Source organism: Reinekea blandensis MED297 (genome assembly GCF_000153185.1).
Classification (GTDB): domain Bacteria; phylum Pseudomonadota; class Gammaproteobacteria; order Pseudomonadales; family Natronospirillaceae; genus Reinekea; species Reinekea blandensis.
Window position 1 is genome coordinate 194915 of sequence record NZ_CH724150.1, and the last position, 20339, is coordinate 215253.

General features: G+C 49.8%; 16 protein-coding genes. 12 read left to right on the top strand and 4 right to left on the bottom strand.

Translation table 11 applies throughout. The features are described 5' to 3' along the window. On the top strand, window positions 1-467 hold a 467-nt coding region (locus tag MED297_RS06270; protein ID WP_008043311.1), incomplete at its 5' end, for an acetyl-CoA C-acyltransferase FadA. A gap of 105 nt (window positions 468-572) precedes the next feature. On the opposite strand, the gene MED297_RS06275 is transcribed toward MED297_RS06270, so the two are convergent. After that, entirely contained in the window at window positions 573-1280 is a 708-nt protein-coding gene (locus MED297_RS06275; RefSeq protein ID WP_008043312.1) for a hypothetical protein, read from the bottom strand. Window positions 1281-1407: 127 nt separating this feature from the next. Between MED297_RS06275 and topA the strand changes: the two genes are divergently transcribed. Continuing rightward, window positions 1408-4104, top strand: a complete 2697-nt coding sequence (topA, locus tag MED297_RS06280) for a type I DNA topoisomerase (protein WP_008043313.1) — start codon at window positions 1408-1410, stop codon at window positions 4102-4104. Between the two features lie 259 nt (window positions 4105-4363). Beyond that, on the top strand, window positions 4364-5398 hold the full coding sequence (locus tag MED297_RS06285; protein ID WP_050762882.1) for a pyridoxal-phosphate dependent enzyme: 1035 nt from the start codon (window positions 4364-4366) through the stop codon (window positions 5396-5398). 16 nt (window positions 5399-5414) lie between these two features. On the opposite strand, the gene gltA is transcribed toward MED297_RS06285, so the two are convergent. Continuing rightward, the gene (gene gltA, locus MED297_RS06290; protein WP_008043316.1) at window positions 5415-6689 is read right to left on the bottom strand and encodes a citrate synthase; all 1275 of its coding nucleotides are present in this window, start codon (window positions 6687-6689) and stop codon (window positions 5415-5417) included. A 412-nt stretch (window positions 6690-7101) separates the two neighbouring features. Between gltA and sdhC the strand changes: the two genes are divergently transcribed. From sdhC to sucD, 9 genes are all read left to right on the top strand, one after another. Further along, window positions 7102-7476 (top strand): succinate dehydrogenase, cytochrome b556 subunit, encoded by a 375-nt coding sequence (sdhC, locus tag MED297_RS06295; RefSeq protein WP_008043317.1) that lies wholly within the window; start codon window positions 7102-7104, stop codon window positions 7474-7476. Then, the gene (gene sdhD, locus MED297_RS06300) at window positions 7470-7817 is read left to right on the top strand and encodes a succinate dehydrogenase, hydrophobic membrane anchor protein (protein ID WP_040556703.1); all 348 of its coding nucleotides are present in this window, start codon (window positions 7470-7472) and stop codon (window positions 7815-7817) included. The genes sdhC and sdhD overlap by 7 nt, the downstream gene beginning before the upstream one ends. Window positions 7818-7820: 3 nt before the next feature. Beyond that, window positions 7821-9593, top strand: a complete 1773-nt coding sequence (sdhA, locus tag MED297_RS06305) for a succinate dehydrogenase flavoprotein subunit (protein ID WP_040556705.1) — start codon at window positions 7821-7823, stop codon at window positions 9591-9593. 12 nt (window positions 9594-9605) lie between these two features. Further along, window positions 9606-10313, top strand: a complete 708-nt coding sequence (locus MED297_RS06310; protein ID WP_008043320.1) for a succinate dehydrogenase iron-sulfur subunit — start codon at window positions 9606-9608, stop codon at window positions 10311-10313. Between the two features lie 93 nt (window positions 10314-10406). Further along, a complete protein-coding gene (locus MED297_RS06315; RefSeq protein WP_008043321.1) occupies window positions 10407-13250 on the top strand; it encodes a 2-oxoglutarate dehydrogenase E1 component in 2844 nt (947 codons plus the stop codon). A gap of 29 nt (window positions 13251-13279) precedes the next feature. Next, window positions 13280-14554: a 2-oxoglutarate dehydrogenase complex dihydrolipoyllysine-residue succinyltransferase gene (gene odhB, locus MED297_RS06320; RefSeq protein WP_008043337.1), complete on the top strand. Its 1275-nt coding sequence runs from the start codon at window positions 13280-13282 to the stop codon at window positions 14552-14554. Between the two features lie 75 nt (window positions 14555-14629). Further along, window positions 14630-16069, top strand: a complete 1440-nt coding sequence (gene lpdA / locus MED297_RS06325; protein ID WP_008043338.1) for a dihydrolipoyl dehydrogenase — start codon at window positions 14630-14632, stop codon at window positions 16067-16069. Between the two features lie 124 nt (window positions 16070-16193). Next, window positions 16194-17363: an ADP-forming succinate--CoA ligase subunit beta gene (sucC, locus tag MED297_RS06330; RefSeq protein ID WP_008043339.1), complete on the top strand. Its 1170-nt coding sequence runs from the start codon at window positions 16194-16196 to the stop codon at window positions 17361-17363. Beyond that, window positions 17360-18232 (top strand): succinate--CoA ligase subunit alpha, encoded by an 873-nt coding sequence (sucD, locus tag MED297_RS06335; protein ID WP_008043340.1) that lies wholly within the window; start codon window positions 17360-17362, stop codon window positions 18230-18232. The genes sucC and sucD overlap by 4 nt, the downstream gene beginning before the upstream one ends. Before the next feature lie 82 nt (window positions 18233-18314). Here sucD and MED297_RS06340 read toward each other — a convergent pair whose 3' ends face one another. Together MED297_RS06340 and MED297_RS06345 are read right to left on the bottom strand one after the other, a co-directional pair. After that, complete coding sequence (locus MED297_RS06340) at window positions 18315-18632, bottom strand: hypothetical protein (RefSeq protein ID WP_008043341.1); 318 nt, start codon at window positions 18630-18632, stop codon at window positions 18315-18317. Between the two features lie 123 nt (window positions 18633-18755). Next, the gene (locus MED297_RS06345) at window positions 18756-20072 is read right to left on the bottom strand and encodes an MFS transporter (protein ID WP_008043343.1); all 1317 of its coding nucleotides are present in this window, start codon (window positions 20070-20072) and stop codon (window positions 18756-18758) included. Between the last annotated feature and the right edge of the window lie 267 nt (window positions 20073-20339).

Sequence of the window (20339 nt, forward strand, 5' to 3'; positions counted from 1 at the left end):
TGACCGCGGGCACCTCTTCGCAGATCACTGACGGTGCTTCAGCGATGTTGGTGATGTCTCATAAGAAGGCGAAAGAACTTGGTTTGAAACCTCGCGCGGTTGTACGATCAATGGCCTTGGCCGGTGTTGACCCTTCTATTATGGGGTATGGACCCGTTCCGGCGACTCAGAAAGCATTGAAGAAACTCGGCATGGGCATTAATGATATCGATTATGTCGAGCTCAACGAAGCTTTCGCGGCGCAGGCATTGCCCGTGTTAAAAGATCTGAAGCTGATGGATCGCATGGACGATCACGTTAACATCCACGGTGGTGCCATCGCATTGGGTCATCCATTCGGATGTTCAGGTGCACGGATTACCGGCACGCTGTTAAATGTACTTGAACAGAAAGACGCACAGTTCGGTCTTGCGACCATGTGTATCGGGCTGGGTCAGGGCATCAGTACTATTATCGAGCGTGTCTGATACCTTCGCTTGAGATTGCTACTTAAACAAAAACCCACCAAAGCTTGGTGGGTTTTTTATGTCTTCGCTTTCAAGGACGGTGAATTTCGAGGCGGCGATTGTACTTCACCCTGATGTCGGATCTTCGTCTTCGGGGAGAGTGACGTACAGATTTGAAATTTCCCGTGAGATTTTTTTAATTTCTTCAGTTTTACCGTCGAACTTCAGGTCCGTATGCATAATCAGGTCTTTAGCGTGCTTAAAAAAGTTTGCCGCGCTGCTGATATCACCTTGTTTCTTTGCGTTTCGCCCATGCTGTTCATAGGCTTTAACTTCCAACATCAGGCTTTGTCGCGTCAGTCGGGTTTGATGTTGGCTCATATCGAGTTCATTTAAATCACCAGCTGATTGTAACTGCCGGAGCATTTTAATGGTTCGACCAAAGTGTTTTTTAATCAGATAGATCTGTCGGTCAGATTCAGGAACTTCGGGCTCTTCAGGTTCTTCCTGTAGTTTTTGGATCATTTGTCGACGTGCTTCAATGCCATCCATATCCTGCTTCAATGACTCGTCATCAGGAAGTAACTGCAGCCCCCTGTGCAGAATACTTTTCATTTGATTCACCATCGTATCCAGCAGTTCAGGGTTTTTGTCATAGAGCTGAAGGGTGCCGATGAGTTCATCAATATCAATGAGATCTGTGCGCAAATTACGGACAGCTCGACGACGTTCCATTATTTCCTGCTCGCGATTGGACGCGATTTTGGACAAATAAAGACCACCAAACATGATGCCCATAATTACAAGTACTGCGATGAATGCCCAAAAAGACATGGAAATCACCCTGAATGTGTATTCTTTCTTGACGTGAAGAATTCTTTCTATATACCCTTGCCGGCTTGCGGAATACGCATAGCTGGGTTACTTATATAAAAAGACATTAATGGCGGAATTATAGCGCATGGGAAAATCACTGGTTATTGTGGAGTCGCCGGCCAAGGCGAAAACCATTAACAAATATCTCGGCTCGGATTATATCGTGAAGTCATCCGTGGGTCATATCCGAGATTTGCCTACCAGTGGTCAAAACAAGCCCGTCGATCCCAAAGCGCGTGCGAAGCAGGCTGCGCTGACCCGCAAAATGTCTCCCGAAGAAAAGGCAGTCTATAAAAAGAAGAAAGCCCAGGAACAGCTGGTGACCCGCATGGGGATCGACCCCGCTCACGACTGGGCGGCCAACTACCAGATTCTGCCTGGTAAAGAGAAGGTGGTCGATGAGTTACGCCGCCTGGCCAAAGACGCCGATCAGATTTATCTCGCAACGGATTTGGACCGTGAGGGAGAAGCCATTGCCTGGCACCTGCAGGAAACCATCGGTCAGGTGCCGGAAAAATATCGACGTGTGGTGTTTAATGAAATCACCAAGAAAGCGATTAACGAGGCCTTTGAGGAGCCCGGTGAGCTGGATCTTAACCGGGTAAATGCTCAACAGGCGCGACGTTTCCTCGATCGTGTTGTTGGTTTTATGGTCTCGCCATTGCTTTGGGCCAAAGTCGCACGCGGTTTGTCTGCCGGGCGCGTTCAATCTGTGGCAGTGAAGCTGATTGTCGAACGTGAGCGTGAAATCCGGGCATTTGTTCCGGAAGAGTTCTGGGATCTGCATGCCGATCTGACTTCGGATCGTGGCTCGGTGCGATTTGAAGTCACCAAGCATCAAGACAATAAATATCGTCCGGTTAACAAGCAGGAATCGGACGCGCATGTTCAAGCGCTGCAGAATGCCAGCTATCAGATCGCGAACCGTGAAGATAAACCGACCAGCTCTCGTCCTGCAGCACCGTTCATTACTTCAACTTTGCAGCAGGCTGCCAGTACCCGTTTAGGCTTCAGTGTTAAGAAAACAATGATGATGGCGCAACGGCTGTATGAAGCCGGGCACATCACCTATATGCGTACAGACTCGACTAACCTCAGTGCAGAGGCCGTGAGTTCAGCACGCGATTTTATCGAACAGCAATATGGCGCCAAATACCTCCCGGAAAAACCAAATGTCTATGGCAGTCGGGAAGGGGCGCAGGAAGCTCACGAAGCCATCCGCCCCTCTGATGTGAAGCGTAAGAGCGCTTCGCTGTCGGACATGGAGCGGGATGCCCAGCGCTTGTATGAGTTGATCTGGCAGCGATTTGTGGCCTGTCAGATGACGCCGGCCAAATATAAGAGTACGACCCTCAGTATCGAAACCAACGAGTACGAGCTGAAAGCCAAGGGCCGTGTGTTGGTATTTGATGGCTTTACGCGGGTGATGCGTCCCGGTCAGCGTGATGACGTTGTTGAGCTGCCTGACTTAAAAGTCGGTGACAAGCTCAGCCTGGATAAGCTCGATCCGAAACAGCACTTTACTAAGCCCGTGGCACGGTTTACCGAAGCTTCATTGGTTAAAGAGCTGGAAAAGCTTGGCATTGGCCGGCCTTCAACCTATGCGAGCATTATTTCAACGATTCAGGACCGCGGTTATGTCCGCCTGGAAAGTCGGCGGTTTTATGCTGAAAAAATGGGCGATATTGTCACCGAGCGTCTGAACCAGTCTTTTGCCGATTTAATGCAATACCAGTTTACGGCACAGCTAGAAGAAAACCTGGATGACATTGCTGATGGTGATAAAAACTGGAAAGATGTCTTAAACCGTTTCTATAAGCAGTTTCTGGATCAATTGGATAAGGCCGAAGCTCCTGCCGAAGAGGGCGGTATGAAGCCAAATGAGCCGACCTTAACCGATATTCAATGTCCAACCTGTTCGCGTCCAATGATGATACGGACCGGGACGACTGGCGTGTTTTTAGGTTGCTCCGGTTATAACCTGCCGCCGAAAGAGCGCTGTAAAGGTACGTTAAATCTGGTACCCGGTGACGAAGCGATCTCGGCCGATGACGATGATGAAGCCGAAGTGAATCAGCTTCGTCAAAAAGAACGCTGCGATATCTGCGGCACCGCGATGGACAGCTATCTGATTGACGAAGGTCGTAAGTTGCATGTCTGCGGGAACAACCCGCAATGCAGCGGTTTTAAGATCGAACGTGGCGAGTTTAAGATCAAAGGCTATGAAGGTCCGACACTTGAATGTGATAAGTGTGGGTCTGAAATGCAATTGAAAACCGGGCGCTTTGGCAAGTACTTTGGCTGTACTAACGACGAGTGTAAGAACACGCGTAAACTGCTCCGAAATGGCGAAGCCGCACCGCCAAAAATGGATCCGATTCCAATGCCTGAGCTGCAATGTCGTAAAGTCGATGATACTTATGTATTGCGTGATGGTGCGGCAGGCATGTTTTTGGCCGCCAGTCAGTTTCCGAAAAACCGTGAAACCCGGCCACCGCTTGTTGCTGAACTGGTGCCACATCGGAAAGAGCTGCCCGAGAAATACCAGTACCTATGTGACGCGCCGACGGAAGATTCACAGGGCAACCCAACGGTCATTCGTTTCAGCCGTAAGACCAAAGAACAGTATGTGATGTCGGAAACCAGCGAGGGGAAGGCTTCGGGTTGGTCTGCGTGGTTTGATAACGGGCAGTGGAATGTCACAGAAAAGCCGAAAGCTAAGGCGAAAGCCAAGGCAAAGAGCAAACCGAAAAAAGCCGCTACCAAAAAGAAAAGCAGTTAAACCTTAACAAGCGAGGGAAACTCAGATAGAGTTTGCATCGTTAAATAGAGAGTATTTCAATGACAAATCGATTCGCTGACCAAAACATTATGATCATCATTCCATAGTGAATGGTGGGTCAGCGTTTATTTGTCCAAAACCCGCCAAACCGGCGGGTTTTTTTATGGATTCGTGGGTTTGGCAAACAGAGCCACTGACCGATAATTGCGTGCGTTGAACGACGTGGCTATCGGCGGGTTCTAAGTTTGGAGTTCAGCCCATGTGTTATTGCGATCCTGGTTTTACAAGCCTGTCTACAACTGATGTCACTCTTTCTGCTATCAATCAGGCCCGAATCCGTCTCGCGCCTTACCTTGATCAGACACCATTGCAACGAATCCCTCGACTTAGCGAGAAGCTTGGTGCTGATATTTGGTTCAAGCGGGAAGATTTGACACCGGTAAGATCCTTCAAAGTCCGTGGGGCGCTGAACAAACTCCTGGTTCTTAAAAACAATGGCCAACTTCGACGGGTTGTTTGCGCAAGCGCTGGAAATCATGCGCAAGGTTTTGCTTTTTCTTGTCGGTTATTAAACAGCCAAGGTGTAGTTTTTTTACCAAAAAACACACCCAAACAGAAGGTTGAACAAGTCCGTTATATAGGCGGGGCCTGGATAAAAGTGGTTATTTCTGGTGAAAATTTCGACGATTGCTACCGCGAATCCGTAGCCTATGCTCAGACTCATGACTTGTCATTTATTCATCCGTTTGATGATAAAGATGTCGTCGCTGGTCAGGGAACCCTGGGCGTTGAGCTGGTCAGTGCGTTAAAAAAAGCGCCAGATACCGTACTGGTGCCTGTCGGGGGCGGTGGGTTAGCCGCAGGTGTGTGTGTCGCTTTGAAGTCTATAGCTCCAAATGTTCGGATCGTAGGCGTTGAGGCCGAAGGTGCTGAGGCGATGCGTCAATCGCTGAATCAAGGCCAGCGCTCGACATTCAGGAACATAGACACATTCGCCGATGGTACCGCCGTAGATACGCCCGGAGTGTTAGGCTTCAGCATATGTCAGTCATTGCTGGACGATGTTGTGGTGGTCAGTCGGGTCGATATTGTTGAGGCTATCTATCAATTAAATAATGACTATGGGATGGTGGTCGAGCCTTCAGGTGCATTAAGCTTTGCTGCTTTGAAGCATCTGGAGTTGGATTGCGCAGAACGTGTGGTCAGTGTCATTAGTGGCGGTAACAACGATGCAGCACGTTTTCAGGAATATCAGCAGATACTGTCGTCTGCAGGGCTAAAAAAACCGGCCTAGAGGCCGGTTTCTGGTGTTACTTCTTGAGGTCACGTTGCTCGTGGCCAGTGTAGAGCTGGCGAGGTCGACCGATTCGGTACGGCCCGGAAATCATTTCTTTCCAGTGGGCAATCCAGCCTGGTGTACGGCCAACCGCAAACAGAACGGTGAACATTTCAGTCGGAATGCCCAGCGCTTTAAAGATAATGCCAGAGTAAAAATCGACGTTAGGATAGAGCTTCTTCTCGACGAAGTAAGGGTCTTCCAGGGCGATTTTTTCCAGTCTTGCGGCAATCTTCAGCAGGGGATCGTTGTGAATGCCGAGCTCTGCAAGGACTTCGTCGGCGGTTTCTTTCATGACCTTGGCGCGTGGATCGTAGTTCTTATACACGCGATGACCGAATCCCATCAGCCGGAATGGGTCATTCTTGTCTTTAGCGCGCGCTATGAACTCATCGATGTTCGCTTCGTCGCCAATTTCCGCCAGCATGTTTAATACCGCTTCGTTAGCACCTCCATGCGCAGGTCCCCACAGGGCCGCAATGCCTGAGGCGATACAGGCAAATGGGTTGGCGCCCGAAGAGCCCGCCAGGCGGACGGTTGAGGTTGAAGCATTCTGTTCATGATCAGCATGAAGAATGAAAATCTTATCCATGGCGCGTGCCAGCGTCGGACTGACCTCATACTGCTCGCAAGGATTGCTGAACATCATGTGCAGGAAGTTGCCGCCGTAGGACAGGTCGTTACGTGGATAAACAAATGGCTGTCCAATAGAGTACTTGTAAGCCATCGCAGCTAGGGTCGGCATTTTTGAGATCAGGCGATGTGCGGCGACTTCGCGGTGCTTCTCATTCGTGATATCGAGTGAATCGTGATAGAAGGCCGACAGTGCGCCAACGACACCAACCATGATAGCCATGGGGTGAGAATCACGACGGAAGCCAGAGAAAAAGTCGTGCAGCTGTTCGTGCACCATAGTGTGGTGCATGATGATGTGATCAAACTCTTTCTTCTGGGCTTCGGTTGGCAGCTCACCGTGCAGCAACAGATAACATACATCCAGGTAATCGCATTGGTTGGCCAGTTGATCAATGGGGTAGCCACGATGCAGCAAAATGCCTTTGGCGCCGTCTATGTACGTGATTTCAGAATCACACGAGGCGGTCGACATAAAGCCTGGGTCGTAGGTGAAAAATCCTTCCGATGTCAGCGATCGTACGTCAATCACATCCGGACCTAGTGTACCTGAGTGTACAGGCAGTTCGATCGGGTCATGTCCTTCTATGACCAGCTTGGCGATTTTATCGGCCATGAGGTCTCCTCTCTATATGCAGGGTTCAGCGCCACCACAGACGACGCAAAAAGGTTAGACGGTATGTCGCTCGGGGTTGTCTGTATTATAAGGATGAGCGATTTTGCGGATCACTATAGAGTTTTGGAAGTGAAAGTCAATTTGGCGTTAGATTTGCCTGTCTGCGACCATCGTCTCTCAGTCGAAAGTACAATTGATGTCCATTTCGTAGGAATATTACGAAAAAGTTGTCCAAACACAGCCAGTTGTTGACTTCAACCACTTTTCATACTGCTAAAGTTGTGCTTGTTATTAATTGTAATTATAAAAGCCGGTGCCTATAATCCTCGTCGCTTCATGAGGTGGGCGTTTCAGCCCGTCTCTTCCAAATTCACCCCCGCGTGGGGAAGCATAAGAAAAAGAGACTACTGCCGTGAAAAATAATCGACCTGTAAATCTCGATCTTACGACGATTCGTATGCCAGTGACGGCCATTGCCTCGATTACTCACCGGGTTACCGGTGTGGGTTTGTTCGTCGCTGTGGGTTTCCTTTTGTGGGCGTTGTCCACCAGTCTTGAATCTGCGGAAGGGTTCAGGCAGGTGCAAGGTGTGATGAGTCATTGGTTCGCCAAGTTCATCACCTGGGGCATTGTCTCCTTTGTTGTTTATCACCTGATCGCTGGTATCAAGCATTTGTTTATGGATGCTGGATATTTTGAAACCAAGGAAACCGGGCCTGTCGCTTCGAAGGTGGTTCTGGTGTTGTCTGCGATCGGCATTGTCTTGGTAGGAGTCTGGGTATGGTAAAAAGTATTACGAGTTTTTCACGAAGTGGTCTGATGGATTGGCTCGCACAGCGTGTTTCAGCTGTGATTTTGGGCTCTTATGCGGTTTTTATGGTGGTCTATCTGCTGGCTAGCTCTGATTTGACGTTTGAGCAGTGGCAAGGTCTCTTTGGTCAGTTCTGGTTTAAGATTTATACCTTAGCGGCTTTGGTAGCGCTGGTAGCGCATATCTGGGTGGGTATGTGGACCGTAGCGACAGACTACGTTAAAAACGCCTGGAGTCGTTTTATCGTACTGGGTGTGATCGCATTGACGAACTTTTCCTACTTTATTATCGGCTTTTCAGCGGTTTGGGGTGTTTGAAGAATGGCTAACATGAAAACCATGACATTTGATGCCATCGTTGTTGGTGGCGGTGGTGCCGGTCTGCGCTCAGCGTTGCAGTTGGCTGAGTCCGGGCTGAACACAGCGGTAGTTTCGAAAGTATTTCCAACTCGTTCTCACACCGTTTCGGCTCAAGGCGGGATTACCTGCGCAATCGCAAGTGATGATCCAAATGATGATTGGCGCTGGCACATGTACGACACAGTAAAAGGCTCTGATTACATCGGTGATCAGGACGCGATTGAGTATATGTGCTCAGTCGGCCCGCAGGCTGTGTTTGAATTGGATCATATGGGCTTGCCATTCTCCCGGACCGAAGAAGGTCGTATCTATCAGCGTCCTTTTGGTGGTCAGTCTAAGAATTTTGGTGAAGGCGGTCAGGCCGCTCGGACCTGCGCAGCGGCGGACCGTACTGGGCACGCACTACTGCATACGCTTTACCAGGGCAATATTAAAGCAGGAACTTCTTTCCTGAATGAGTGGTACGCGGTCGATCTGGTTAAAAACAGCGATAACGCGGTCGTTGGCGTCATTGCCATTGAAATCGAAACCGGCGATGTCGTTTATATCCGTTCAAAAGCCACTGTATTGGCAACGGGTGGCGCTGGTCGGATCTATGCGTCTACCACCAACGCTCTGATCAATACCGGTGACGGTATCGGCATGGCGTTACGTGCTGGGTTCCCGGTCCAGGATATGGAAATGTGGCAGTTCCACCCAACCGGCATTTATGGTGCAGGTACCCTGGTCACAGAAGGGTGCCGGGGTGAGGGGGGTTACCTCATTAATAAAGATGGTGAGCGGTTTATGGAGCGTTACGCACCTAATGCTAAAGACTTGGCAGGTCGTGACGTGGTTGCCCGTTCAATGGTCATGGAAATCCTAGAGGGTCGCGGGGGCGGTGAAGAAGCCGATCATGTCTTCCTGAAGCTTGATCACCTCGGTGAAGAGCTGCTCCAGTCTCGTCTACCGGGCATTATGGAACTGTCAAAAACATTTGCGCATGTCGATCCTGCAAAAGAACCGATTCCGGTGGTGCCAACCTGTCACTACATGATGGGCGGTATTCCAACGAATGTCGGTGGTCAGGCCATTATGCAAGACGCCAACGGCAAAGATCAGATCATCGAAGGCCTTTATGCCTGCGGTGAAGCAGCTTGTGTTTCTGTGCATGGTGCCAACCGTCTGGGCGGTAACTCACTGCTTGACCTGGTCGTCTTTGGCCGTGCGGCAGGTATGCAGATCGAAGAATCACTGCGTCAGGGCTTTGAAAGCAAAGCGCCGTCAGAGTCTGATATTGAGTCGGCCATGTCCCGTTTGTCTGCACTTGACAGCCGTAAGTCTGGTGAAGCGGTCGCCGACGTTAAACGCGATCTGCAAAACACCATGCAGCTCTATTTCGGGGTTTTCCGCGAGGGTGAGAAAATGGCTGAAGGTCGTAAGAAGCTTGAAGAAATCCGTCAGCGCGTGGACAACGTGGTGCTTGCGGACCATTCTAAGTCGTTTAACACGGCTCGAATTGAGGCACTCGAACTGGCTAACCTGATGGAAGTTGCTGAAGCGACGGCGGTTTCTGCAGACGAGCGAACCGAAAGCCGAGGCGCGCATGCCCGATACGACTATGAAGAGCGAGATGATGAAAATTGGTTGTGTCACTCACTCTACAGCCCGGTCGATAAATCCGTATCCAAGCGAGGTGTGAACTTTGCACCGAAGACCATGGATGCATTCCAGCCAAAAGTCCGAACCTACTGAGGAGATTGAAGAATGAAAGTCAGTGTTTATCGTTTCAATCCTGAGGTAGATAAGCGGCCTTACATGCAGGATTACGACGTGGAAATCCCATCCGGTAAAGACCTGATGGTGTTGGATGTGCTGAACCTGTTGAAAGAGCAGGATCCGACGTTGTCCTATCGTCGTTCCTGTCGCGAAGGTGTCTGCGGCTCCGATGGTATGAACATCAACGGAACCAATGGTCTTGCCTGTATTACGTCTTTGTCTGATGTGGGTGGGGCGGACGCAAAACTGGTGTTGCGCCCGTTGCCCGGTCTGCCGGTGATTCGCGACCTCGTGATCGATATGTCTACCTTCTATAAACAATATGAGAAGGTCCAGCCGTACCTGATTAATGACACACCAGCCCCGGCCATTGAGCGTTTGCAATCACCTGAAGAACGAGAAAAGCTGGATGGACTGTACGAGTGCATTCTTTGTGCTTGCTGTTCCACATCCTGCCCATCGTTCTGGTGGAACCCGGATAAGTTCATTGGCCCGGCCGGTTTGCTGCAGGCGTATCGTTTTCTGGCGGATAGCCGGGATACGGCAACAGAAGATCGCCTCGCTCAATTGGATGACCCTTTCAGTGTGTTCCGTTGCCGTGGCATTATGAACTGTGTCAGTGTTTGTCCGAAAGGCTTGAACCCAACCCGGGCAATCGGGCATATCCGGTCTATGCTGTTAAGCAGTGCAACTTAAGAGCGATTAAGAAAGAGCGGCGAGTCCGCTCTTTCTTACATATTTAACAGACTGCCGGCCCTCTTGGGACGGCCAAGCGTGTAGGAATAACGAATGCAAAACGCCTCCATGGAAGAACAATGGTTGTCTTCTCATTTTTCAGGTGGCAACCAGACGTATCTCGATGAGATGTATGAAGCCTATCTGGCTGACCCTAATTCCGTTCCTGAGCAGTGGCGCTCTGTCTTTGACAAACTCCCCAGTATTAATGAAGAAGTCACCACCGATACCCCGCATAAACCGGTACGTGATCATTATCTGTTGATGGGCAAAACCGCTAAGGTCTCTGCGGATACCCTGGCACCTTCCATTGTGACGGACCATGAACGCAAGCAGGTCCGTGTCCATCAACTCGCAACCGCTTATCGATTCCGTGGTCATCAGCGGGCGGCTTTGGATCCGCTGAATCTCGAACCCAGAAAGCCCGTTCCGGATCTGGATCTGAAATACCATGGCCTGACCGAAGCGGATATGGATACCGTTTTTCAGTGCGCTAACCTCTATATCGGCAAAAAAGAAGCGCCGTTAAAAGAGATCGTTGCAGCACTGAACGAAACTTATTGTTCTTCCGTGGGCGCAGAGTTCACCCATATTGTGAACACGGCTGAGCGGCGTTGGATTGAACAGCGTATGGAATCCGTTCGATCAAAACCGGACTATTCCGCAGATGCCCGTAAGCACATTCTGGAACGCCTGGCTGCTGCTGAAGGTATGGAGAAGTATCTGGGATCTAAGTACCCCGGAACCAAGCGATTTGGTCTTGAAGGTGGTGAGTCGTTAATTCCATTGATGGATGAACTGATTCAGCGCAGCGGTTCTTACGGTGCTAAAGAGATCGTTATTGGCATGGCCCACCGTGGCCGGTTGAATATGCTGGTCAATATTCTCGGTAAGAACCCTGCTGAACTGTTCGAAGAGTTTGAAGGTAAGTCGTTTCTTGACAGTGGCTCGGGTGACGTTAAATACCACCAGGGCTTCTCATCAAATGTGATGACCAGCGGTGGCGAGTTACACCTGGCGTTGGCGTTTAACCCATCACATCTCGAAATTGCTTCACCGGTTGTAGAAGGCTCGGTACGAGCTCGTCAGGATCGTCGAAAAGACAGTCAAGGCGATCTGGTTGTGCCAGTCAGCATCCACGGCGATGCCGCGTTTGCAGGTCAGGGCGTTGTCATGGAAACCTTCCAGATGTCGCAGACCCGCGCCTACGGCACAGGCGGTACCGTTCATATTATTATCAACAATCAGGTTGGTTTTACGACGTCACGTCAGGACGATGCGCGCTCGACTGAGTACTGTACTGACATTGCAAAAATGGTTCAGGCACCGATCTTTCACGTGAACGGAGACGACCCGGAGGCGGTGGTTTTTGTAACGCAGCTGGCGGCCGATTATCGTCAACAGTTTAAGCGTGATGTGGTCATTGATCTGGTTTGTTATCGCCGCCGGGGCCATAACGAGGCCGATGAGCCGGCGATGACACAGCCGATGATGTATCAGACCATTCGCAAGCATAAGACCACTTTCGAGCTCTATTGCAACAGTCTGGAAGAGCAGGGATTTTTGTCTCGTGCTGATATTAAGCAGATTACGGATGACTATCGTGCTGCCCTTGAAAGCGGAGAACATGTTGCGAAGTCATTGGTGAAAGAACCAAACAAAGAGTTGTTTGTTGACTGGACGCCGTATCTGAATCAACCGGTTGTTGATGACCACGATACATCATCCGATCTCAAAGCTCTGCAGGAACTTGCGATCGAGATTAATACGCCGCCGGAAAGCTTTCCAATGCAGCGGCAGGTTAATAAAATCATCGAAGATCGCATTAAAATGGCCAAAGGCGCACTGCCTTTGAACTGGGGTTTTGCAGAAACACTTGCTTATGCCACCTTGATTCAGCAAGGGCATCCGGTTCGGATTACCGGTCAGGATGTTGGTCGGGGTACGTTCGTGCATCGGCACGCCGTTTGGCATAACCAAAAAGATGGCAGTACGCTGGTTCCGTTAGCAAATCTTTCACCTGATCAGCCACGCTTTGATATTTATGACTCGTTTTTGTCTGAAGAAGCGGTGCTGGCTTTTGAATATGGCTATGCGACTACGATGCCGAACGCTCTGGTGGTATGGGAGGCGCAGTTCGGCGATTTCGCAAATGGCGCTCAGGTGGTCATTGACCAGTTCATTACCTCGGGTGAGCACAAATGGGGCCGTCTCTGCGGTTTAGTAATGTTGTTACCGCATGGTTATGAAGGCCAGGGACCGGAGCATTCATCGGCTCGCCTTGAACGTTACCTGCAACTGTGCGCAGAGCAGAATATTCAGGTTATCGCTCCGACGACACCCGCTCAGGTTTACCACATGCTTCGACGTCAGGCGATGCGCAATCTGCGTAAACCGTTGGTGGTTATGTCTCCGAAGAGTCTGTTGCGACACAAAGACGCTGTCTCTACGTTGGAAGAGCTGGCTAATGGTCGCTTCGAAACAGTCATTGGTGAAACAAACTCCGACATCGATCCGTTGAACGTTGAACGCGTTGTGCTTTGTTCAGGTAAGGTCTATTACGATCTGCTCGATAAGCGAGTTAAAGAAGAAGCCAACAATGTCGCGATTGTTCGAATTGAGCAATTGTACCCGTTCCCAGAGGATCGGTTGTTCGAAGTTCTGCGACCATTTAAAAACCTGAAAGACGTTGTCTGGTGTCAGGAAGAGCCGATGAACCAAGGGGCTTGGTACTCCAGTCAACATCACATGAGACGCGTTTTGCACAGTGTTGGTGAAAACCTGTATCTGCGTTATGCCGGCCGGGATGCGTCTGCATCACCAGCCGCTGGATACATGTCACTGCATTTAGAACAACTTGAAAAATTCCTAAACGACGCGATTCTGAATATACAGTAAGCGGTAGGTGGAGACTTAAGGATTCATTCATGGCAATCGAAATTAAAGCACCACAATTTCCCGAATCAGTCGCCGATGGCTCAATTGCCACTTGGCACAAACAGCCGGGAGAGCCGGTTTCAAGAGACGAGCTTCTCGTTGATATCGAAACCGATAAAGTTGTTCTGGAAGTCGTGGCACCTGCAGATGGTACGATCAAGGAAATCATTAAAGGGGAAGGGGATACCGTCCTGAGCCAGGAACTGATTGGTCAGTTCGAAGAAGGCGCAGCAGATGCTTCTGGTTCGGATGATGCTCCGGCTGAATCTGCGAAAGACGCAGAGGCTGCAACTGCTGAGTCAGGCGCCGATGATGATACACCCATGAGTCCGGCTGCTCGCAAGCTGGCTGATGAGAATCAGCTGTCAGCGTCCGATATTGTCGGTACCGGTAAAGGTGGACGAATCACTAAAGAAGATGTTGTGAAGGCTGCGGCAGAAAAGCCGGCGACCGACAAGCCAGCAGCTTCGGCTGACAATAATGTCGCTCACAGCATGCCAGGCATGATGCCACAGATGGAATCCGCTTCTTCCGCTGGCAGTGCCGGTATTCCAGCAACTGCCCGATCTGAAAAGCGGGTACCAATGACCCGGCTGCGTAAACGAATCGCAGAGCGTCTGCTGGATGCCAAAAACAGCACGGCTATGTTGACGACCTTCAATGAAGTCAACATGCAACCGATTATGGATCTTCGTAAAAAGTACAAAGATCAGTTTGAGAAAACCCATAATGGTACTCGATTAGGCTTCATGTCCTTTTTTGTGAAAGCTGCTACCGAAGCCCTGCGTCGTCACCCTGAAGTGAATGCTTCAATTGATGGCGATGACGTGGTCTACCATGGTTTTTACGATATCGGTGTGGCCGTATCGAGTAACCGTGGTCTGGTTGTACCGATACTTCGGGACACAGAACAGATGAGTCTCGCGGGCATTGAAAGCACGATTCGTGACTTCGGCGAGCGAGCTCAGGCCGGTCAACTGGGTATTGATGAAATGCAGGGCGGTACCTTCACCATCTCCAATGGCGGCGTTTTCGGTTCATTACTGTCGACGCCGATTCTGAACCCGCCACAGACCGCTATTCTGGGTATGCATAAAATCCAGGAACGGCCAATGGCGGTGAATGGTGAGGTTAAGGTATTGCCAATGATGTACTTGGCACTGTCGTATGATCACCGTTTGATCGATGGTAAAGAAGCAGTGCAGTTCCTGGTTGCAATTAAAGACATGCTGGAAGATCCAGCCCGCATCCTGCTTGAGCTGTAATCTATAATCCGGGTTGAATATGGGGCATTATTGCCCCATACACGCATAATGAGTTTATAAAAGGTTAAAGTTACCATGGCAAATCAATTTGAAGTAGTCGTTATCGGTTCTGGACCGGCCGGCTACGTTGCTGCAATTAAAGCCGCTCAACTGGGCAAGAAAACGGCCATCATTGAGAAATGGGTAAAAGACGACGGGAAAACAACGTGGGGTGGAACCTGTCTCAACGTTGGTTGTATTCCATCGAAAGCGCTGTTGCAGTCTTCGGAAATGTTCGCTGAGTCTGCACATGGCTTTGAAGATCATGGTATTCAGATTAAGTCCCCGAAAATCGACGTCGCCAAAATGCTTGAGCGTAAAGATGGGATTGTTAATCAACTGACAACCGGTGTTGCTGGCCTGTTGAAAGGGAATGGTGTTACGTCATTCGAAGGAAAAGGCAAGCTGAAGTCTGGCAAAGTTGTCGAAGTTACCAAGAACGATGGCTCCGTTGAAGAGATTCAGGCTGAGAACGTGATTCTTGCCATGGGTTCTATTCCGGTAGAAATTCCGCCAACGCCGACCGATGGTGACATCATTGTAGACTCCACGGGTGCTCTGGAGTTCAACGAAGTTCCGAAACGTCTTGGTGTGATCGGTGCTGGTGTTATTGGTCTCGAGTTAGGTTCTGTTTGGAAGCGTTTAGGGTCTGACGTGGTCGTACTCGAAGCCATGGATACGTTCCTGGCGGCTGCGGACGGCGCTATTGCCAAAGACGCGTTTAAATCCTTTACTAAAAAACAAGGTTTGGACATTCGGCTTGGCGCTCGGGTTACCGGATCCGAAATCAAAGGCAAAGAAGTTGAAGTTACCTACCAGGACAGCGAAGGCGAGAAAAAAGAAACCTTTGACAAACTGGTGGTTGCCGTTGGTCGACGACCATACACCGAAGGTTGCTTAAGCGACGACAGTGGCGTCAAGCTGGACGAGCGTGGTTTCATCTTTGTTGACGATCAATGCCGCACAACCGTTCCAGGAGTCTATGCCGTAGGTGATGTCGTTCGTGGCCCGATGCTGGCTCATAAGGGATCGGAAGAAGGTATTATGGTCGCTGAGATTATTGCCGGTCATAATGCACAGATGAACTACGATGCAATTCCAAATGTGATTTACACACACCCGGAAATTGCATGGGTCGGAAAGACCGAAGAAGAGCTGAAGTCTGAAGGTGTTGACTATAAAGCCGGCGCATTTCCTTTCGCGGCGATCGGCCGTGCTATGGCAGCTGGTGATACTCAAGGCCAGGTTAAGATTCTTGCGGATGCAAAAACTGACCGGGTGTTGGGTATGCACATCTTTGGATTGGGCGCCTCAGAAATGATCGCTCAAGGTGTAATAGCACTGGAATTTGCCTCCAGTGCCGAAGATCTGCAGTTAACCTGTTTTGCGCATCCGACGTTATCGGAAGCGGTTCATGAAGCAGCGTTAGCCGTGGATAACATGGCAATTCACAAAGTGAATCGTAAAAAGCGCTAAGCTAACGACGAAAAGGACGACACCTGTCGTTCTTTTCAATTTACTAGCCCAGTGGACGCAGATCGAAACTAAGACCAAAAATAAATTCGTCCGACGCTCCTAAATAATAAAGACGGAAAAGACAATGAACCTTCACGAATATCAAGGTAAACAACTTTTCAAACAGTACGGCTTGCCCGTATCTGAAGGCTACGCATGTGATACGCCAGAAGAAGTGGTCGATGCGATTGGTAAAATTCCGGGAGAGATGTGGGTTGTAAAGACTCAGGTTCACGCAGGCGGTCGAGGTAAGGCCGGCGGTGTTAAACTGGTGAAGTCTGCAGACGAAGCAAAAGAGTTTGCAGCCCATTGGCTCGGAAAAAACCTGGTGACATTCCAGACGGATGAAAATGGCCAGCCTGTCAGCAAAATTCTTGTTGAGTCTTGCACAGACATCGCCAACGAACTCTACTTGGGTGCCGTTGTAGACCGTGCTACTCGTCGAATCGTGTTTATGGCATCGACGGAAGGTGGCGTTGAAATTGAAACCGTTGCCGAAGAAACGCCTGAGAAAATCCTGCGCGCAATCATTGATCCATTGGTGGGTCCTCAGCCATATCAGGCACGTGAGCTGGCGTTCAAGCTGGGTCTGGAAGGTGAGCAGATTAAACAGTTCACAAAGATCTTTCTCGGATTGGCGAACCTGTTTATCGACAAAGACCTGGCGCTGATCGAAATTAACCCACTGGTGATTACTGATGAAGGTAATCTGCACTGTCTGGACGCTAAGCTGGGCGTTGATGGTAACGCGTTGTACCGTCACAAAGACCTGCAAGCCATGCAGGATCCGACTCAGGAAGACGAGCGTGAAGCGCATGCGGCTGAGTGGGAACTGAACTACGTGGCATTGGATGGCAACATCGGCTGCATGGTAAACGGTGCGGGTCTGGCCATGGGTACCATGGATATCGTGAATCTGCATGGCGGCTCACCAGCCAACTTCCTGGACGTTGGTGGCGGCGCGACGAAAGAACGTGTTGCTGAAGCGTTTAAAATCATCTTGTCAGACGACAACGTAAAAGCCGTTTTTGTGAATATTTTCGGTGGAATCGTGCGCTGCGATATGATTGCCGAAGGTATCATCGGCGCGGTTGAAGAAGTCGGTGTTAAAGTGCCCGTCGTTGTGCGACTGGAAGGTAACAATGCTGAAGCCGGTTCAAAGAAACTGGCAGACAGTGGTCTGAATATTATCGCTGCGAGCTCATTGACCGAAGGTGCTGAGAAAGTGGTTGCAGCAGCAGGAGGTGCAGCATGAGCGTATTGATCGATAAAAACACTAAAGTAATCTGTCAGGGTTTCACTGGGTCTCAAGGTACCTTCCACAGTGAACAGGCCATTGAGTATGGTACGCAGATGGTCGGTGGTGTATCACCGGGCAAAGGTGGGCAGACTCACCTTGGGTTGCCAGTGTTCAATACTGTCCGTGAAGCTGTAGAAACCACCGGTGCGACAGCGACGGTCATCTATGTTCCTGCGCCTTTCTGTAAGGACGCGATCTGCGAAGCTGCGGATGCGGGTATTGAACTGATCGTCTGTATTACTGAGGGTATCCCGACTTTGGATATGCTCGAAGCTAAAGAGTATGTCGATCGCAAAGGCGTTCGTATGATCGGCCCTAACTGTCCGGGCGTGATTACGCCGGGAGAGTGCAAAATCGGTATTATGCCAGGCCATATCCACAAGCCAGGTAAAGTCGGTATTGTTTCCCGCTCCGGTACGTTGACTTATGAAGCTGTGAAACAAACCACAGATCATGGTTTTGGTCAGTCGACTTGTGTCGGTATCGGTGGTGACCCGATTCCGGGTTCTAACTTCATTGATATCCTGAAAATGTTCCAGGAAGATCCCTCAACGGAAGCGATTGTCATGATCGGTGAAATTGGTGGTACCGCAGAAGAAGAGGCGGCGGCGTTTATTAAAGAAAACGTTACTAAGCCTGTTGTATCTTATATCGCAGGTGTAACAGCGCCTCCGGGTAAACGTATGGGTCATGCTGGTGCGATTATCTCAGGTGGTAAAGGTACCGCAGATGAGAAGTTTGCCGCACTTGAAGATGCAGGTGTTAAAACAGTGCGTTCATTGGCTCAAATCGGCGATGCCCTGAAGGAAGTGACCGGCTGGTAAAGGTTGGTTAACTTAAAAAGCGGCCAAGGGCCGCTTTTTTTATGTCTGATGATTGAGATTAAGAACGCTGTTGCGTTAGAAGTTATTTATCGTCCTTGTCGACAACTTCGCCTTCAATAACTTGCCCTGACGGCTTTTCTTGGGACTGGTTGGTGTTGTGCTGGGTGAACTGGGACTGGTACCGATGAAAGTGTTGTGGGCCTTTAAACAACGGCCGCCCGGTGACCTTAAGTTTGACGTAGTTAATAGCGCCGATGACCAGCGCCACAAAGGCCAGACCGAATACCAGTATTAATCCGATCCAGAAAAGCACAGCAACGATCGCGATAGACGCGGCGAAAATGAGAAATCGCTGCCAAGCGGGCCTTTGAACAATGTTAAATTGAATACGGCGTATCATGAGAACCTTTTACTCGAACGTTATACGTTCATGATGCGAATCGTTGTGCCAAACTTCAATAGCGAGTTGACGGACAATGGTCATGAATTCGAGAAATTGACTGAATATACGCCCGATCTTCTTTTAGTGGGCGGTTTGTTCAGTACCTTTTCGGATCGGTATGTTCATCAACATCAACCCCCCGGCCACGAAATAGACGAGGATAAAAAGCAGGGCGGAATGACGTCCCAAGGCATCACTGATGGGACCGAATGTCATCCCTAAAATGATGGCCAGGCGTCCGAAGGTACCCCACAAGCCGAATAACAATGCCGAGTCTTGTGGTTTAGCAAGTTGACCGACAAGCGCCCGAGATGCCGATTGAGTGGCGCCAAGGGCACTACCGGCGATAAACGCCAGGGCGACAAACAGGTTATTTGCGGTCATGCCGGTCAATGCGACCAAAGAGTCCAGCATATAAATACCAACAATCCCGAGAATCCACCATAGCAGGGATATCAAGATCGTTTTCTTTGAGCCGATGACGTCTTCGATAAACCCGAAACCAATTGCGCCAAGCATGGCACTGATCTGCAGCGTTGCACCGATGAGCACCAGACTGCGTCCGGTAATGCCGATTTCCTCCTGAGCATAAATACCGAAGAATTTCACAACGACGGCGATACCTGCACTGAACACCATGAAAGCCAAAAAGAACCGGAATAGTATGGGATACTCACGAATGAGTTCGCGCATCTTAATTAGGCGTCCGAGGGCGGCTTGAGTGAGTACTGCGAACGAAGCATCTTCATAACCGGGCCGCGGTACGGCGCGTTCCTTTACCAATAAAAAGGTGGGGAGGGCACCCAGAGCATAAAACAAGGCAATCCCAATCATGGCGGTTTGGTTTTGATCGATGAACAACAGCGGGTCATCAACAAAGGTTACGGTTATCAGTTCAAACATCAGTAAGAGGCTTAGCAGGCCTCCTATGTACCCAATGCCCCAGCCGATTCCAGAAATTTTCCCAATGTTATCCTTTGTCGAAAGCTCAGGCAGAAATGACGCGATGAAGGACTCAGACAGCATCCAGGCGGTGTTGCTCATGACCAGAAAGAGCATGCCTAAGTAGACATTGCCAGGGTTTACAAAGGACAATCCGCCGGTCCCTATAATCGAAAACGCCGTGCACCAAGCCAGGTATTTTTTCTTTTTACCGGAGTAGTCACACAGTACACCGACAAGTGGGGCCAGTACGATGGCAAGCGCGGTTGAGATGGCGACAGCGACAGACCAGAAGGTGTTTTTAAAGTGAGCCAGTTCCGGTGGAACGATATAGGCAACAAAAAACGCGGAATAGACAAAGGTCACGACGACCGTTGTGTAACTGCTGTTGGCGAAATCGTACATGGCCCAGCCAAAAATTTCCCTTTTTTTAACCGGTGTTTGAGCTGTTGTCATGTGAAGTCATTCCTTTATTTAGCGGGCAGCATCAGAGGCGTCAGTTTGCCCCAATATCCGTTGGAATCCCAGTCCTAAGGAAGGTTTTGGCGAATCAAAGAACAGTGTTCGCTTCACGAACAAGGCATTGGTCGGTGTATTAGGCGCCGGTTCTACTGGAAATAGAAGATCAGTAACGGAATGTGACACGCTAAGCCCTTGAATTGATTCAGGAAAACCCCATTTATTGCACGGTTATCATCGAAACAGTGTTTTTTGAGAGGCGAT

What these genes read in the sequence shown, in the direction of transcription:
- MED297_RS06275 (WP_008043312.1), bottom strand. Translation starts at nt 1,280, where the DNA reads ATGTCTTTTTGGGCATTCATCGCAGTACTTGTAATTATGGGCATCATG.
- topA (WP_008043313.1), top strand. Translation starts at nt 1,408, where the DNA reads ATGGGAAAATCACTGGTTATTGTGGAGTCGCCGGCCAAGGCGAAAACC.
- MED297_RS06285 (WP_050762882.1), top strand. Translation starts at nt 4,364, where the DNA reads ATGTGTTATTGCGATCCTGGTTTTACAAGCCTGTCTACAACTGATGTC.
- gltA (WP_008043316.1), bottom strand. Translation starts at nt 6,689, where the DNA reads ATGGCCGATAAAATCGCCAAGCTGGTCATAGAAGGACATGACCCGATC.
- sdhD (WP_040556703.1), top strand. Translation starts at nt 7,470, where the DNA reads ATGGTAAAAAGTATTACGAGTTTTTCACGAAGTGGTCTGATGGATTGG.
- sdhA (WP_040556705.1), top strand. Translation starts at nt 7,821, where the DNA reads ATGGCTAACATGAAAACCATGACATTTGATGCCATCGTTGTTGGTGGC.
- MED297_RS06310 (WP_008043320.1), top strand. Translation starts at nt 9,606, where the DNA reads ATGAAAGTCAGTGTTTATCGTTTCAATCCTGAGGTAGATAAGCGGCCT.
- MED297_RS06315 (WP_008043321.1), top strand. Translation starts at nt 10,407, where the DNA reads ATGCAAAACGCCTCCATGGAAGAACAATGGTTGTCTTCTCATTTTTCA.
- odhB (WP_008043337.1), top strand. Translation starts at nt 13,280, where the DNA reads ATGGCAATCGAAATTAAAGCACCACAATTTCCCGAATCAGTCGCCGAT.
- lpdA (WP_008043338.1), top strand. Translation starts at nt 14,630, where the DNA reads ATGGCAAATCAATTTGAAGTAGTCGTTATCGGTTCTGGACCGGCCGGC.
- sucC (WP_008043339.1), top strand. Translation starts at nt 16,194, where the DNA reads ATGAACCTTCACGAATATCAAGGTAAACAACTTTTCAAACAGTACGGC.
- sucD (WP_008043340.1), top strand. Translation starts at nt 17,360, where the DNA reads ATGAGCGTATTGATCGATAAAAACACTAAAGTAATCTGTCAGGGTTTC.
- MED297_RS06340 (WP_008043341.1), bottom strand. Translation starts at nt 18,632, where the DNA reads ATGATACGCCGTATTCAATTTAACATTGTTCAAAGGCCCGCTTGGCAG.
- MED297_RS06345 (WP_008043343.1), bottom strand. Translation starts at nt 20,072, where the DNA reads ATGACAACAGCTCAAACACCGGTTAAAAAAAGGGAAATTTTTGGCTGG.